This is a genomic window from Salimicrobium jeotgali (genome assembly GCF_001685435.2).
In the GTDB taxonomy this organism is placed as follows: domain Bacteria; phylum Bacillota; class Bacilli; order Bacillales; family Halobacillaceae; genus Salimicrobium; species Salimicrobium album.
On sequence record NZ_CP011361.2, the window covers coordinates 200,198 to 215,214 of the forward strand.

The following is a 15,017-nucleotide window of genomic DNA, read 5'->3' on the forward strand; positions in this document are numbered from 1 at the left end:
GGGAAACTTCCATGCAGCAGCTATAGACGAAAAGAGGGGAAACGTATGGGGAAGTCTATCCACCCGGATGAGTACGTCAGGGAAGAGATAAAGCCCTGGATAAGAAGATCTGCCAGGATAGGTTATATGGCCAAAGGCTGCGTCTACTTTATAGTGGGCCTCCTTGCTCTGCTTGCGGCTGCAGGTTTCGGCGGGAAAGCGACGGGGACATCCGGCATGTTCCAGTCACTGGCTCGCATACCGCTTGGCAACATCCTCGTCTGGCTGATGGGCCTCGGACTTTTCATGTATATAGGATGGGTACTGATAAAAGCGTTTCTGGATCCCAAAGGTGAAGGGAAAGGAATGGGCGGTCTGATAAAACGGTTCGCCTACTTTATCAACGCAGGCATTTATACTGTATTGGCAGTGCAGGCTATCGGTATTGCGGTCAATGCCATCTCCGGCGGAGGAGGATCCGGGAATACATTATCGGCAAAGCTGTTACAGCAGCCTTTTGGAGCCTGGATTCTCGGCGGAATAGGAGCCGGTGTTATCGGTTACGGCGTCTATGAAATCGCAAACGGCCTGACACAACGGTTTATGAAAGCATTCCTGATTGGGGACATGGACTATCATGAGAGGAAAATAGCTAAAAACACGGGCACTGCAGGGCTCGTTTCCCGTGGTGCTGTCCTTGGACTGATCGGTTTTTTCTTCATAAGAACCGCTCTGAGTCACGATCCGGGGCAGGCCAAAGGGCTGGACGGGGCGCTTTCGGAAATCGCCTCCCAGCCATTCGGACGCTGGATTCTCGGTTTCGTTTCGGCAGGTCTCATCCTTTACGGGATTTATCAAGTAACCCGGGGCAGATATGAACATATGCAGTTCGGGAAGAAAGAGAGGGAAAAGTCATGACGAAAGCAATGTTAATTATCAATCCTTCTTCCGGTCAGGAAAAGGGATTGAAGTTCGAAGAGGAAGCAGTGACTGCACTGAAAAAGCAGCACGAAGAAGTTACAGTGAAATATACGGAAGGGGAGGGGGATGCGACCCGATTTGCGGAGGAAGCTTCTTTCGGGAAGTACGACGCCCTCGTCGCCATGGGAGGCGACGGTACTATCAATGAGAGTATCAACGGTCTGGCGGAGAAAGACCACAAGCCCGTGTTCGGCTTCGTACCGCTCGGAACTGTAAACGATTTCGCTAGAGCTCTCGGTATACCGATGGATGAAAAGAAAGCTATCGGCGTTCTGGAAACGTCCAATACCCGATCCGTCGACATCGGCAAAATTGCCGGTGAACGTTATTTCATGAATGTACTGGCCGTCGGTGCTATCGCGGAGGCTGTGTACCAGGTGTCCCCGGAACAAAAATCCAAATTCGGTCCTCTTGCCTATTTGATTGAAGGGGCGCAAGCCATCAGGGAAGAGACCCCCTTCGATCTTTCGATAGATTACGACGGAAAGAAATGGGAGGGGAAAGCCTATCTCGTCCTCGTAGCTCTGACAAATTCCGTCGGAGGCATCGAAACTTTCGCGCGGGAGGCGGAGGTAAACGACGGAGCGTTTCACGTATTCATTCTGAAAGAGTTTTCTCTGCCGAAAGTGGTTCAGCTCATCCCCGATCTGTTCAGGGGGGAGCTTAAGAGTAATGAACAGGTGGAATACTTCACCGCCACTGACATGAAAGTCGATACATCGCTCAATCTCGTCGTAAATATAGACGGGGACGAAGGGATGAAACTGCCGTTTGAAGCACGCTTGCTTCACAACGAACTGAACGTTTACGTGCCGGAGGAATAGCCGGAACCTGTGTAAGAAAAATAAGAATTTAAGCTGTCACAGCTCTTTTCCTATGTTAAAATAGTGCTTAAAATTCGGTTTCAGAAAAGGATGGGGCTATGAGCGTAAATAGAAGCGAGGGTCAAGTTATGGATAAATTAGTGACGGGGGAAGATATCCGGAAAGCTGCCAAAACAGTGGAAGAAGCGGCGATACGTTCTCCATTACTTAAAGATGAAGTTCTTTCCGCCCGCTATGACTGTAACGTCTACTTAAAAAGAGAAGATCTGCAGCCGGTGCGGTCATTTAAAATACGCGGGGCATACAATAACATCAAAAACCTGAGTGATGGCGCCCGCGAAAAAGGAGTAGTGTGTGCCAGTGCCGGCAACCACGCTCAAGGGGTTGCACTTTCCTGCCAGAAGCTCGGCATCAGGGGGAAAGTGTTTATGCCGACGACTACGCCAAAACAGAAGATTTCCCAGGTTTCTTTCTTCGGGGATAAATGGGTAGACATCGTTATAACCGGCGATTCTTTTGATGATGCATACAAAGAAGCTCATAAAGCGTGCGAAGAAGAAGGGATGACGTTCGTGCACCCTTTCGATGACAAGCGGACGATAGCAGGTCAGGGCACCGTCGGGAAAGAAATCATAGAGGACATGGATGAGCCGATTTCCCATGTGTTCATGAGTGTAGGCGGTGGCGGTCTTTCTGCGGGAGTCGGCACGTACGTAAAAGAGAATTCCCCCGAGACGAAAATTATCGGTGTGGAGCCGGAAGGGGCGCCTTCCATGAAGATGTCTCTCGAGAGCGGGAAAGTGGAAACGCTCGATTGGATCGATAAATTTGTCGACGGGGCATCTGTGGCGCGGGTCGGTGAACTTACTTTCCAGATTGCCCGACAGGTTATGGAAGATGTCGTATGCGTTCCGGAAGGGAAGGTGTGTACGACCATTCTGAACCTTTATAACGAGAACGCGATCATCGCGGAACCGGCCGGAGCCCTGCCGGTAACGGCTCTCGACTTCTACCGGGAAGAGATAAAAGGGAAAACGATCGTTTGTGTCATCAGTGGAGGGAATAACGATATTTCCAGAATGCAGGAAATGAAAGAACGTTCCCTCATCTACGAAGGACTGAAGCACTATTTTATCGTCAATTTTCCACAGCGTACCGGATCCCTCAAAGAATTCGTGTTCAACGTCCTGGGTGATACGGAGGACATCACCCGGTTTGAGTATACGAAGAAGAACAACCGTGAAAAAGGACCGGTTCTTGTCGGTATTGAACTGAAACAGTACGAAGACTACCACGGCCTTATCCGGCGGATGGAAGAACACGGATTCACGTATACAGAGTTGAACAAAAATCAGGAGCTTTTCAATCTTTTAGTGTAAAAAAGTTTAACGAATAAAGGCTTTCTCTTTTTATCAGGGAAAGTCTTTTTTGCGTAAAAGTCTCATCTTTGTGATAATGGAGACGACAAAGACAAAAGAGATGTTTTTGACAGACGGAGGGGCAAGTAATGATAGAAATCAAAGGTGAAAAGACCATTCTGCGGGAACCTTACAAAGAAGATATAGATGTGCTCTATTACTGGCAGTTTGAAGAGGAGGAACAGGCCTCAAGAGAATGGAATGGGCCGTATATTCCCGAACAGCATGCAACGAAAGAGGAATTCTACCAAAGCTGGGAACAGCAGTATTATATTATGGAAGGCGTGCCGAGCTCTCTCGTTATTGAAATTGACGATACAGTTGTTGGAGCTGTCGGTTCGTACTGGGTCGATCCGAACACGGACTGGCTGGAAACGGGGATCGTCATTTATGATAAACACTACTGGAACGGCGGTTACGGCTCGGAAGCGTACCAGCACTGGATCGATTATCTGTTCGAAGCGACCGGACTGCACCGGCTCGGTTTAAGCACCTGGTCCGGAAATTCCCGTATGATCCACGTCGGGGAAAAAGTGGGCATGCTTGAAGAAGCCCGTGTCCGTGAAGCCCGGAAAGTGGACGGAGAATTCTTTGATGCGGTGAAGATGGGCATCATGCGCAGCGAATGGCAGAAGACCAGAGGCAAAAGTCCTTCCTGAAGGCCTTGTCTCTGGCCTTTTTTATACCGGGAAAGAAAAAGGGGGGTTGCATATGCAATTGACCATAAGCTACTTGTATAAAGTGCCGAAGGGGCCGGTTATCACCTGTTTTACGGAGGAGATGAATATTGAAACGGCCCTGGAGCTGGAAGCGGATCTTCAGAAAATGGGCCGTGTCCGTGAAATAGTCTTTCAGAATAACAACGGGGAAAGATTTTTGCGTAAGGAACTTAAGGCATTCATAGAGAAAATACAGACCGAGCCGCACGATGTATATGTCTATTTTGACGGTGGCTATGAAATAGAGTACGGACGGGCGGGACTGGGCTGTGCGATCTATTACGAAAAGAGCGGGGAGATGTACCGCGTCCGGAAAAATGCCCTCGTGGACGAGTTGACCTCAAGCAACGAGGCTGAGTATGCAGCACTGCACCTGGCTGTCCAGGAACTGGCCATGCTCGGAATACGTTACCAGCCGATCTGCATAAAAGGAGATTCACGTCTTGTGATTAATCAGATGAAAGAAGAGTGGGAGTGTTACGATCCGGTTTTTCTGACCTGGGCAGATCGTATTGACGCCAGGCTGGCAGAAAGCGGGCTGGAAGCGACTTACCTCCATGTCCCCCGGAAGGAAAACAGCGAAGCCGATCGTCTCGCCACGCAGGCACTCGATGGGGTACAGATTGAAAGTCAAATAGTAATCGAGCAGCCATAAACGCGGAGTACCTTTATAAAAAATACGATAATCACCCGTTATTTCCCCGGAAATACTTTGTAACCGAAGGTCCGGTGGTGATATAGTGAAAACTGGATGCAGCCGAGCGCACCGGCGCCTGTAGGGGGAGATAGGATGGGAAAGAATGCGGATACTTTTTTAAGTGCCTATAACCGGATCGATCAGCACCTGAATCGCTGGAAAGAAACAGAGGATTACATCCCTTTCGCTTCACTGGTCAATTACTTCAGCAAACGGAATGCGGTGGTCAAGCGGTTTCAAAATGATCTGCTGGAATTTGCCGAACTGCGCAATGCAATCGTACATAACAGGGTCATGCCCAATTATATTATTGCGGAACCGCATGAAAAAACGGTGGAGCATATTTTGAACATTGAAGCGGAACTTACCAGACCGAAACTCGTTATACCGGCTTTCAGCAGGTATGTTCAGACTTTTCATCTGGACGACACTCTCGCTTCCCTTCTCGCAATCGTGAAGGAGAAGGAATTTTCCCAGTTTCCCGTATACGGAAACAGCGGCTTCAAAGGGCTCCTGACGCCGCGGGGGATTACTCAATGGTTATCCTCCCATATTAACGAGGAGCATTTGAATCTGAACGGAACAACGATCGGGGAAGTGCTGGCTGTAGAAGTCCGTAAAGATCACTACAAATTCATAAATCGCATAACGACCGTGCACCAGGCTGTGGATATGATGAAAGGGAACCCTTCGAGCAGTTTCCGGCCGGAAGCGATTCTCATTACCGAGAACGGCACTCCGGATGAGAAACTTCTCGGTATCATTACCCCGCATCACATTATCGGGGAATCGTAAACAGGGAAGAGGTGTTTTTGCATGCAGCCTCTCTCCTGTTTTTTCGGTTTTATTTTGATAGCGGTTACATATCGCGCGCGTTCGTGTACTTTTCGGGGCCGGATAACATAAAAGTTGAGCAATATAACAAAATGTGTCAGTTACAGAGAAAGGAGGGGCTTTTATGCTTTTATTAACTGCTTCGGCAGCAGTCATACTTCCGTTTTTATTTTTGGTGGTATTTCGTATGGCTGCAAAAAAAGGAATGGCATACAGTGCGGTTCTTGTGCTTCTGCTCGCCTACACCATATGGGGAATGAACGGAAAGGTGATTGCTGCCTCGGTACTTGAAGGAGGTCATAAAGCTTTAACGATTCTGTTCATTCTGTTCGGAGCGATTGTACTTTTGAATACTCTGCGGCGGACGGGAGCGGTCGACCGTATCAATCAGGGATTCCGCAATATTTCACCTGACATGAGAGTTCAGGCGGTTATCGTCGCGTTTCTGTTCGGCTCTCTGTTGGAAGGAGCGGCCGGATTCGGTACGCCGGCAGCGGTTACGGGGCCTTTACTTGTGGCTCTCGGGTTCAATCCTCTTGCAGCTGCCACACTCGCTCTTGTGGCGGATAGTGCAGCTGTACCGTTCGGAGCTGTCGGCACGCCGCTGCAGGTGGGCCTCAGCAACCTGCCCGGTGCGGACGGAACGTTATATAATGAAGTGGCTGTAAGGATTACACAAATCGATATGTTCACCGGATCCTTTGTACCTCTGGTTCTCGTTGTGCTGCTTACGATGTTCTTCGGTAAGAACAGGAACTGGAAGGATGTGCTTGAGATAGTCCCCTGGGCTCTTGTCGTCGGTTTCGTTTATACGTCGTCCGCATTATTATACGCTACGCTGTTCGGTTTCGAGTTCGTAGCTATTCTTGCTGCTCTGACAGGTCTTCTGACCGCTTCGGTTACGGCCGGGAAAGGGTGGCTCGTCCCGAAAAGAGTGTGGATGGATGCCAAGCAGGAAGGGACAGAAGAGAAGTCTTCGGACATCTCTCTCGTTGCTGCCTGGGCCCCGTACGTCCTCATCGTAGTATTATTGTTACTGACACGGATTGTGCCGGTCGTGAGAGATGCAGCGAAGACGTGGATTGATGCGACGTGGCCGGACATTCTGGGAGTGGAAGGGATTACGTCCGCCTGGGAGGTTCTCTACTCTCCGGGAAGCGTACTTGTGCTGGCTACTATAGCGTCCATATTCATTCAGAGGAAACCGTTCCGTCACTTTCTGGATGCTTCCCGGGAGTCGTTATTCTCAATGAAAGATGCCGCTCTTGCTCTTTTTGCGACGCTCGCACTCGTCCAGGTATTCTCCAATTCCGGTATGAATACGTCAGACCTTGTCAGTATGCCGCAGTACATTGCAGGTTTTCTGTCCGAAAATCTTGGCTTCATGTGGCTGATTGTAGCGCCGTTCCTGGGGGAAATCGGTTCATTCATCACCGGAAGTGCAACGGTCTCCACACTTACGTTTTCCCCGGTCCAGTTCAATATCGCCGAGCAGGCCGGCCTCGGCATGCGCACGGTACTGGCCCTGCAGCTTCTCGGAGCGGCGGCGGGTAACATGATCTGCGTACATAACGTAGTAGCTGCCGGAACCGTCGTCGGTCTTTCCGGGAAAGAAGGGGAAATCATCCGTAAGACGGTTATCCCTGCCCTGCTGTATGGACTGATGACGGGCGTCGTCGCTTATCTGCTCTTTTAACTGTTCCATACACCGGCCCAAAATTGAAAAGACACAACTGCACCGAATAGGCTTCGGTGTTGTTGTGTCTTTTATTTACGGTATTCATTTAGCTCTGTGGTTTATAAAGCGATCAAGAAACGAGTTTCCTGATATCCTCTTCCGCTTTTTTCGGTGAAGTCTGAGGAGCATAGCGCTCTACGACATTCCCGTCCTGGTCGACGAGAAATTTAGTGAAGTTCCATTTGATGCCATCACCGAGCATGCCGCCTGACTGTTCTTTCAGGTGCCTGAAAAGTTCGTGCGTGTCATCTCCGTTCACTTTAATCTTCTCATGCATAGGAAACGTCACCCCGTAGTTGAGACGGCACTGTTCCGCTGCATCCTGTGCGGACCCCGGTTCCTGATTGGCGAACTGGTTGCTCGGAAACCCGAGAACGACGAATCCCTCGTCCTGGTATTTCTTATACAGTTCCTCCAGTTCATCAAACTGTCCCTTCAGACCGCATTTTGTGGCAGTGTTGACGATCATCAGCACTTTCCCTTTATAGGCATCCAGACTGTAAGTTTCCCCGCTCTCTTTCGTAACTGAAATATCATGTACGCTCATCATAAATCCTCCTTTTCCTTATATTTTACCGAAAAAGCGAGGTTATTAGTAATGATATGAATCGCTTTATTTCTTGATGCTTGAATTCAAGATTTATATCAGCATTCACTGGTACTCCATATTTACGAAAGGGTGGGGAGAGTCGATATATCCTTTAACTTTCCTGGCTTTCGTATCTTCCCCGTTCAGCCAGTCTTCAAAGTTGAAAAGCATCGGCAGCCGGTCCGCTCCGTGGGTGAACCATGCCTGCTTTTTCTCCGGCAGATAGGCGGCCGTATGAATTGTGCCTGCCCAGGCTCCGTACTTGTAGGAAAAAACCTGTTTATCCGTATTGTTCAACAGCTGATAGGAACTGTAAATATCTTCAGGCACGGCGTCTTCCATAGCCTGATAGCGGCCGAGTGAATCATCCATACGGTAGCGGTTTTCCTCTGTCAGTTTGTGAAAGTGATTGGTGCTTATATTCCCTTCCCTCACTTTCACGTCACGGGCCGAAGCCTCTGCGACGACGGAACGGCCGGAAGAGTCGAGGAGTACATAGCTGAAAGCCCGGCGATGCGGGATGTTCTTCAGTAAATCGATCGCTTCTTCGATCGTCCGGCTATTCTCAAGGATCATACGTCCAATCATATTACAGAGAAATCCGGTATCCGAGCCGACACGGTTGATGAAGTTGTACCCCATGGAGAGTCCGTGCTCGTTCATCCCGTCTGTCCGTCCCGTAATCTGCATGGAAGGTCCGATCGTCGCGTAACCTCCATCCGTCGGCTGGTACAGCATATAACGGCCTTCGTAAGCGACGGGGTCACTGTCATAGTTTCTGACAAGCACATGCTCATTCGTATAAATGGAGCAGCCGCTTTTACCGAATTCAAGATAGTAACCGCCGAAGTTCTGGATGGCTGTCTCCATCGAAAGATCCAGCGCATCGGCAAGCCCGCGAATTTCGTCCCATATGCCGGGGGAGAAGCGGTCGAACATACTTTTTATTTCATCGAAATCTATAATGAAATGACGGGCTCTTTTCCCTTCCCACTGCTTATCCCGATTGGCGAGGATGGGAGAGTTCCGGAGCCATTCGCCCTGCCGGAAACCGAAATCGTAATGGGAACCTCTGAACTGGTATACGTCGCTGTAGACTTGTCTCACGATAGTACAATCCCCTTTGGTTAATAATGTAGAATTAAGTGTAAAGAAAAGAAAGAACTCCTGCAATTTATTTGTTTATCGGTTCAGCCCTGGCAGGGCAACGATTCGAAAAGTTTTGAGAACTGTTCACTAATAAACCGTTTACAACGTTTAGCCTTGCGCTTTAGTAGGAATATAGTGTACTGTAAGGAGAATTTTAAAATGGAGGAGATGCCACATGACCAAAAAGATTCTGATAGCTTATGACGGAAGTGAACTCAGCAGGCACGCTGTCGAGGAAGCTAAAACCCAGGCCGTTAAGGCAGATCATCGTGAAATCCACTTACTTTCAGTCATAAATACGACGGGGCCCGCGACAAATGCCAAAATGGCCGAAGACATAGGAAAAGAGCTGGCCGAACGGTTTGAGAAAGAAATGGAAGAAATTAAAGTGGAACTCGAACAGGAGGAAGACACGTCAGTGGTGACCCAAATATCTTATGGCAAGGAAGAGGGAAACCCGGGCCAGAAAATCTGCGCGTATGCCAAAGAGCATGATGTGGATCTCGTTATTGTAGGAAGCCGCGGGCTTGGAGGAGTTAAGAAACTGCTTCTCGGCAGTGTAAGTAACAACGTAGTGCAAAAGTGCACGAAACCCGTGCTGGTCGTTAAATAGCGGCGTGAGGTCCGTATATGAAAAAAGTCGCGAGAGGGGTTTTTTGAGCGCCGGCTCAGAAACCCCTCCTTTGTATCGGTGCAGCTAGTTCCAGGGGAAACGGACGTTTCGAACATATGTACAACATAGGAGGCTAATAATGGTGAAAAGAATGAACCTCGGCACGAGTGACCTGAGCGTACCGGAAATCGGACTCGGCTGCATGCGTATGGCCGGGATGACGAAGAATGATGCACGTGCAATGATAGATAAGTCGATGGAGCTCGGTATCGACTTCTTCGATCATGCCGATATTTACGGGAAGGGTGAAGCCGAGAAAGCGTTCGCAAGTGCGATTGAACCATCCCTGCGCGAAAAGATGATTCTGCAATCGAAGTGTGGAATCCGCGATGGTTTCTTCGACTTTTCCAAGGAACATATCATATCTTCGGTGGAAGGAAGCCTGAAACGTCTTAACACAGAATACTTGGATGTATTACTGCTGCATCGTCCCGATGCTCTTATGGAACCGGAGGAAGTGGCTGAAGCCTTCACTAAACTGGAGAACGACGGGAAAGTCCGTCATTTCGGTGTCAGTAACCACAATCCTATGCAGATGGAACTGCTGCAGGAAACGGTTGATCAGGAGCTGATCGTTAACCAGGTGCAGTTGAGTCTTATGCAGACGGTAATGATCGATCACGGACTGAATGTGAATATGGAGAATAGTTCAGCAGTAAACCGGGACGGGGAAATCATTGAATACAGCCGTCTGAATAATATTTCACTTCAGGCCTGGTCCCCTTTTCAGCATGGTATGATCGAAGGCGCCTTCGTCGGAAACAGTGATTTTCCGGAAATCAATGAAAAACTGCAGCAGGTCGCTTCCCGCTATGGCGTGACCGATTCGGCTATCGCCATCGCATGGATTCTGCGTCACCCTGCAGGCATCCAGCCGATTGTCGGTACGATGAACAAACAGCGTCTCGAAGATATTGCGAAAGCATCGGAAGTGAAACTTACGAGGGAAGAGTGGTATGAACTTTATCGCGCTGCAGGTAACGATCTTCCATAATAGAAAAAGCAGGAATCCCGGGATGCTCCCGCAGGGTCCCTGCTTTTATTTTTCGGGAAAAATCAGGATGAACCGCCGGAAGAGATAGCTGCTGCACCTGCCGCTGCATAAACGGCGGCATTTGTGGCGTCTACGGCCTCATTTACAGCTTTTCCGTAAGGATTACGCTTCGTCCATGCTTTGATCTGTTTTTTCTTCGCGCGCGCTTCTTTCTTAGGGAAGATTTCCTTCACGAGATCGCAGGCATTAATCAGGCTGAGCAGAATGAGCGTACGTTCGTCGGGGAGGTCGGTTTCTTCCAGGGCTTCCGTTACCCTCACGCGGATCTCCTCTTCTTTTGTGTTATCAGAAGTGGGGTAGGTTGTCCAGGTGAAGATACCGAGAAAGCTGTGATGACTCTCTTCAAGTATCCCCTTCTCCACAAGACGGGAAGACATGGTTTTTTGCCGCTTTCTCATCCGGTTCCCGAACTTCTCGACCCAGACTCTGATTTTACGGTCTTTTTTGGAGTTTTTAATTTCCTGGAATACGTCGTTTAACAGAGGATCATCAACCGGGGCGGGATTTATGACGGTGAGTTTCTTCCCTTCAGCTGCGACGCGTTCATTTAATGCAAGTTCGCTGATGAACGCACCGGCCAGCCCGAATTTCAGGGAAGAGGAAGCCCGCATAGTTACCGAGCCTTTCCGATCATGCAAAGCGAGAAGCAGAAGTTCTTCTGCAATAGTCAGCATAACTATTCCTCCTTTTAAATGATGTACGGAAAAGGAAAGGGAAAAGTTTCAAAAAATAAGCTGATGCCCTTCTTCATCATTTAGGAGGGCATCAGCTTTTATCAGTCCTGATTGTCACGGTCTTTCCGATATTTCTTCTCGCTCTGAGAATCTTTCATGAACTCTTTTTTCTTTCTGTTACCTTTTTCATCGAGTTCGAGCGCTTCCATAGGAATATCGTCCGTCAATTCTTCTTCTTTGAATTTCTCGGCAAGGTCCGTACGTTCTTCTTCGTTTATCATTTTCCTGTTGTTATCAACGTTGTGGTCTTTATTTTTTTCACCCATCATGTCACCACCTTTAAGAATGTTCCTATTCTCACGATTCCTTTTTCTTCCGGATGTTAAACTTATTTTCTGCGGCGAACAGACGGGAGAGTTCGATGATCGTTTCAGTGGCTTTCTCCATGTTGTCGAGTGAAATGTACTCGTATTTACCGTGGTAATTTTCGCCGCCGGTAAAAATATTAGGCGTCGGGAGCCCCATGAAAGAGAGCTGAGACCCGTCCGTCCCTCCGCGGACCGGACGTATGAGTGGTCGGATGCCTTTGTTTATCATGGCCTGTTCCGCCGCGTCCACGATTTCGAAAACGGGTTCAATCTTTTCGCGCATGTTGTAGTACTGATCCTCCATGTAAAGCAAAACGGCGGACTCGCCATACAGGCGGCGGAATTCTTCCACCGTTTTTTGCATGTAATTCTTTTTCGCTTCAAATTTTTCGTTATCGTGGTCACGAATAATGTAGGAGAGAACGGCGTGTTCCACATCGCCTTCCATGCCGAGCAGGTGAAAGAAACCTTCCTTCTCTTCCGTATATTCCGGTGCTTCGAAAGCGGGCAGGGAGGACGCGAACGTCATCGCCATTTTTGAAGCATGAATCATTTTGTTTTTCGCCGATCCCGGATGGACGTTGCGCCCCTGGAACTGGATAGTGGCAGAAGCTGCGTTGAAACTTTCGTATTCAAGTTCCCCGAGTTCCCCTCCGTCTATCGTATAGGCGAAGTCGGCACCGAAGCGTTCGACGTCGAAGTGGTGAGGACCCTTTCCTATTTCTTCATCGGGCGTAAAGGCGACCCGTATTTTTCCATGAGGGACTTCCGGGTTGTGGAGCAAAAAGTTCATCGCCGTCATGATCTCGGTCACCCCTGCTTTGTTGTCGGCTCCGAGCAGTGTGGTACCATCTGTCGTGACAAGCGTATGTCCTGCGTATTTGTGCAGGGAAGGGAAATCATCGGGGGAGAGGACGGTATCGTCATTCAGACTCAGCTCTCCTCCGTCATAATTCTTCCAAACCTTTGGGGAGACACCGCTCCCGGTAAAGTCCGTTGCTGTATCGATGTGCGCAAGGAAGCCGATGACAGGCAGATCTTTATCAGTATTTGAAGGCAGGGTGGCCATGACGTAGGCTTTCTCATCGATGGAAACTTCACTCATACCGATTGTTTCCAGTTCTTCCGCCAATTTGTTCGCAAGCTCCCACTGCTTGTCTGTGGAAGGTGTAGTTTCCGATGCTTCATCCGATTGGGTATCTATCTTTACGTAACTGATAAAGCGCTGCAGCAATTCTTCTTTCATGATAGCTCTCTCCTTCGGGTTCAGTATTTGAGTGTTTCAAGGAAATCCGAATAGATGGTGCGGTACAGGGACAGGTCCGGCTCTTCGGTTTCCGGAACTTTTCCGAGTACCGGGAGTCCGGTTGTTCGTTCAAGCATCTCGGGGTTATGACGAATGCCGATGGACGGAAATTCGGGGTAGCGGTTAAGCACGATCCCCCGGAGATCCACATTTTTCCCGCGGGCGTAAGAAGCTGTTATCGTCGTCTGGTTAAGAGTCCCGATATCGGCATCCGCAATCAGAAGCCCCGGCAGCCCTAGGTCGTTCATCAGTTCAGGCGTCCCGTACTGTTCGTCAATCAACGGAACGGCAATTCCCCCGGAGCCTTCCACGATGACGAGATCATGCATTTTCTCCAGGTAGGAGAAGTCGCGAAGGATACGGTCGGGTTCGATGAGCGTACCTTCAAGGGAAGCGGCGAGATGGGGGGACACTTTCGACTTGAACAGATATGTACATAATACATCCCCGAGCCCGGGTTCATAGACCTCCCGGTATCTGTCAGCGTCCGGGGAGGTTCCGGCCTCTGTCGCTCCGCACTGTACGGGTTTGTACGGAACAGCATCGATCCCTTTTTCCCTGAGGGACGCTATGAGTGAAGTGATGAATGAAGTTTTTCCTACATTTGAATGGGTTCCTGTTACGAATATACCTGGCATTGATCTCTTCCTTTCTACATTTATCCTACCAGAAAAAGTACAAAGCAGAAAAAAGAAAACGACCCGCAGCGGGGCCGTTTTCATGAAAATTATCCGTTGAAGATATTCTGGTTCAGCTCATGGTCTTTAATGTTCGCCTGAGGAAGCATGATTTCTTTGAAATCGAACTCTCTTAAATCTTCCCCTTTGTCTATCAGATTTGGAAGATCCGGGTTGGCGAGAGCTCCGGTTCCTACTGCAATAAGGTCCGCCTGTCCTTCTTTCAGAAGCTGGGCCGCTTTCACCGGATCGGTAAGTTTACCGTTGGCGATGACCGGCAGACCGCTGAACAGTTTTGCTGCTTCAGCCAGCGTTTTCGTATTCTCTCCGAAAGAAGACGCAGCAGCATCAGGGTCTGTAGTGTGAACAAAGTCGAGAGGCGCATTACCGAGAGCTTCGAAAATTGTGCGTGCCTCTTCTTCACCCCCTGCCCACTTGTGTTCTCCGTCGGCTGCTTTCGCCTGCGAAATACGGATACCTACAGGGTAGTCTTCACCGACGGCAGCACGGACTTCTTCAATCACTTCAAGAACGAATTTAACTCTGTTTTCGGGCGAGCCGCCGTATTCATCGTTACGGAGGTTAAAGTAATCCGTGAGGAACTGGTCGAGAAGATAACCGTTCGCTCCGTGCAGTTCCACACCGTCGAATCCCGCTTCTTTAGCGCGAAGGGCACTGTGAACAAAACTTTCTTTCACTTCTCTGAAATCGTGATCATCCATAGCGCGCGGTACCGGGAAAGGGCCGGAACCACCGTAAAAGCTGAGCTGTTCTCCCTTAGGCTGCACGGCAGAAGGTGCGATAGATTCATCGGAGTATCTGTTCGCCTGCATCTGCGCTCCGGCATGCATTAACTGCGCAATAATAGCCGTACCTTCTTCATGAACAGCATCCACAATCGGTTTCCAGCCGTCGGCATGGATGGCTGTGGCCAGACCGGGCTGGTGGCTGTACCCCTGGCTGAAGCTTTGATCGGGATAGATCCCTTCCGTCACAATCGTGCCGAACCCGCCTTTGGCGAATCGGGTGTAATAGTCTTTCATCGTATCATTCGGCTGTCCGTCCTCTTCTGCGCTGACGCGTGTCATCGGTGCGACGACAAACCGGTTCTTAACGTTCTGGTTCAAAAAGTCATATTCTCTGAATAGCATATCGTTATTCACTCCTTAGGTGAAAGATTAGTGTCACCATACTTAAATGGCAATATCCGTTTTTCTCGATTTCAAAACATATAGGCCGATCAGCCAGGAATGTACCATAGTTTATAAGAACGTAAGAGCAAACGCACGTAATCTGTTTGGCCGGAAAAAAGGATGGTTCGTTGGTCTGTGCTTACC

At 49.2% G+C, this 15,017-nt stretch carries 16 protein-coding genes; 9 read left to right on the forward strand and 7 right to left on the reverse strand.

Annotation, left to right across the window (positions count from 1 at the left end):
- The first annotated feature begins 45 nt into the window (after positions 1-45).
- The 7 genes from AAV35_RS01020 (at position 46) to AAV35_RS01050 (ending at position 7,148) form a co-directional block, all read left to right on the forward strand.
- Positions 46-897: a DUF1206 domain-containing protein gene (locus tag AAV35_RS01020; protein ID WP_008588992.1), complete on the forward strand. Its 852-nt coding sequence runs from the start codon at positions 46-48 to the stop codon at positions 895-897.
- Positions 894-1,784 (forward strand): diacylglycerol/lipid kinase family protein, encoded by an 891-nt coding sequence (locus AAV35_RS01025; RefSeq protein WP_008588994.1) that lies wholly within the window; start codon positions 894-896, stop codon positions 1,782-1,784. The genes AAV35_RS01020 and AAV35_RS01025 overlap by 4 nt, the downstream gene beginning before the upstream one ends.
- Before the next feature lie 128 nt (positions 1,785-1,912).
- Positions 1,913-3,163 (forward strand): threonine ammonia-lyase IlvA, encoded by a 1,251-nt coding sequence (gene ilvA / locus AAV35_RS01030; protein WP_008589004.1) that lies wholly within the window; start codon positions 1,913-1,915, stop codon positions 3,161-3,163.
- Positions 3,164-3,291: 128 nt separating this feature from the next.
- Positions 3,292-3,861, forward strand: coding sequence for a GNAT family N-acetyltransferase (locus AAV35_RS01035; RefSeq protein WP_008589005.1), 570 nt, complete (start codon positions 3,292-3,294; stop codon positions 3,859-3,861).
- A 52-nt stretch (positions 3,862-3,913) separates the two neighbouring features.
- Positions 3,914-4,576: a reverse transcriptase-like protein gene (locus AAV35_RS01040; protein ID WP_008589006.1), complete on the forward strand. Its 663-nt coding sequence runs from the start codon at positions 3,914-3,916 to the stop codon at positions 4,574-4,576.
- 135 nt (positions 4,577-4,711) lie between these two features.
- Complete coding sequence (locus AAV35_RS01045) at positions 4,712-5,413, forward strand: CBS domain-containing protein (RefSeq protein WP_008589008.1); 702 nt, start codon at positions 4,712-4,714, stop codon at positions 5,411-5,413.
- A 163-nt stretch (positions 5,414-5,576) separates the two neighbouring features.
- A complete protein-coding gene (locus AAV35_RS01050; RefSeq protein WP_008589010.1) occupies positions 5,577-7,148 on the forward strand; it encodes an L-lactate permease in 1,572 nt (523 codons plus the stop codon).
- A gap of 112 nt (positions 7,149-7,260) precedes the next feature.
- Here AAV35_RS01050 and AAV35_RS01055 read toward each other — a convergent pair whose 3' ends face one another.
- Positions 7,261-7,737, reverse strand: coding sequence for a glutathione peroxidase (locus AAV35_RS01055; protein WP_008589012.1), 477 nt, complete (start codon positions 7,735-7,737; stop codon positions 7,261-7,263).
- Positions 7,738-7,842: 105 nt separating this feature from the next.
- Positions 7,843-8,886 (reverse strand): C45 family autoproteolytic acyltransferase/hydrolase, encoded by a 1,044-nt coding sequence (locus tag AAV35_RS01060; protein ID WP_008589014.1) that lies wholly within the window; start codon positions 8,884-8,886, stop codon positions 7,843-7,845.
- Between the two features lie 217 nt (positions 8,887-9,103).
- Here AAV35_RS01060 and AAV35_RS01065 point away from each other — a divergent pair, with 217 nt between their 5' ends.
- Positions 9,104-9,541, forward strand: a complete 438-nt coding sequence (locus AAV35_RS01065) for a universal stress protein (protein ID WP_008589016.1) — start codon at positions 9,104-9,106, stop codon at positions 9,539-9,541.
- Between the two features lie 142 nt (positions 9,542-9,683).
- The gene (locus AAV35_RS01070) at positions 9,684-10,595 is read left to right on the forward strand and encodes an aldo/keto reductase (RefSeq protein WP_008589018.1); all 912 of its coding nucleotides are present in this window, start codon (positions 9,684-9,686) and stop codon (positions 10,593-10,595) included.
- Between the two features lie 62 nt (positions 10,596-10,657).
- Here the strand turns inward: AAV35_RS01070 and AAV35_RS01075 are convergent, their stop codons facing one another.
- The 5 genes from AAV35_RS01075 to AAV35_RS01095 all read right to left on the reverse strand — a co-directional run bounded on the left by AAV35_RS01075 (position 10,658) and on the right by AAV35_RS01095 (position 14,831).
- On the reverse strand, positions 10,658-11,329 hold the full coding sequence (locus tag AAV35_RS01075; RefSeq protein WP_008589029.1) for a GOLPH3/VPS74 family protein: 672 nt from the start codon (positions 11,327-11,329) through the stop codon (positions 10,658-10,660).
- Between the two features lie 101 nt (positions 11,330-11,430).
- Positions 11,431-11,655, reverse strand: coding sequence for a hypothetical protein (locus tag AAV35_RS01080; protein WP_008589030.1), 225 nt, complete (start codon positions 11,653-11,655; stop codon positions 11,431-11,433).
- A gap of 31 nt (positions 11,656-11,686) precedes the next feature.
- Complete coding sequence (gene pepT / locus AAV35_RS01085) at positions 11,687-12,943, reverse strand: peptidase T (RefSeq protein WP_008589031.1); 1,257 nt, start codon at positions 12,941-12,943, stop codon at positions 11,687-11,689.
- A 20-nt stretch (positions 12,944-12,963) separates the two neighbouring features.
- Positions 12,964-13,641, reverse strand: coding sequence for a dethiobiotin synthase (gene bioD / locus AAV35_RS01090; protein WP_008589032.1), 678 nt, complete (start codon positions 13,639-13,641; stop codon positions 12,964-12,966).
- Positions 13,642-13,730: 89 nt separating this feature from the next.
- Entirely contained in the window at positions 13,731-14,831 is a 1,101-nt protein-coding gene (locus AAV35_RS01095; protein WP_008589033.1) for an oxidoreductase, read from the reverse strand.
- Positions 14,832-15,017 lie beyond the last annotated feature (186 nt).

Bases quoted from the DNA above. Each gene is read 5' to 3' on its own strand.
- AAV35_RS01035 (WP_008589005.1), top strand. From the start codon at position 3,292: ATGATAGAAATCAAAGGTGAAAAGACCATTCTGCGGGAACCTTACAAA.
- AAV35_RS01055 (WP_008589012.1), bottom strand. From the start codon at position 7,737: ATGAGCGTACATGATATTTCAGTTACGAAAGAGAGCGGGGAAACTTAC.
- pepT (WP_008589031.1), bottom strand. From the start codon at position 12,943: ATGAAAGAAGAATTGCTGCAGCGCTTTATCAGTTACGTAAAGATAGAT.
- AAV35_RS01065 (WP_008589016.1), top strand. From the start codon at position 9,104: ATGACCAAAAAGATTCTGATAGCTTATGACGGAAGTGAACTCAGCAGG.
- AAV35_RS01025 (WP_008588994.1), top strand. From the start codon at position 894: ATGACGAAAGCAATGTTAATTATCAATCCTTCTTCCGGTCAGGAAAAG.
- ilvA (WP_008589004.1), top strand. From the start codon at position 1,913: ATGGATAAATTAGTGACGGGGGAAGATATCCGGAAAGCTGCCAAAACA.
- AAV35_RS01050 (WP_008589010.1), top strand. From the start codon at position 5,577: ATGCTTTTATTAACTGCTTCGGCAGCAGTCATACTTCCGTTTTTATTT.
- AAV35_RS01040 (WP_008589006.1), top strand. From the start codon at position 3,914: ATGCAATTGACCATAAGCTACTTGTATAAAGTGCCGAAGGGGCCGGTT.
- AAV35_RS01080 (WP_008589030.1), bottom strand. From the start codon at position 11,655: ATGGGTGAAAAAAATAAAGACCACAACGTTGATAACAACAGGAAAATG.
- AAV35_RS01020 (WP_008588992.1), top strand. From the start codon at position 46: ATGGGGAAGTCTATCCACCCGGATGAGTACGTCAGGGAAGAGATAAAG.
- AAV35_RS01045 (WP_008589008.1), top strand. From the start codon at position 4,712: ATGGGAAAGAATGCGGATACTTTTTTAAGTGCCTATAACCGGATCGAT.
- AAV35_RS01075 (WP_008589029.1), bottom strand. From the start codon at position 11,329: ATGCTGACTATTGCAGAAGAACTTCTGCTTCTCGCTTTGCATGATCGG.
- bioD (WP_008589032.1), bottom strand. From the start codon at position 13,641: ATGCCAGGTATATTCGTAACAGGAACCCATTCAAATGTAGGAAAAACT.
- AAV35_RS01095 (WP_008589033.1), bottom strand. From the start codon at position 14,831: ATGCTATTCAGAGAATATGACTTTTTGAACCAGAACGTTAAGAACCGG.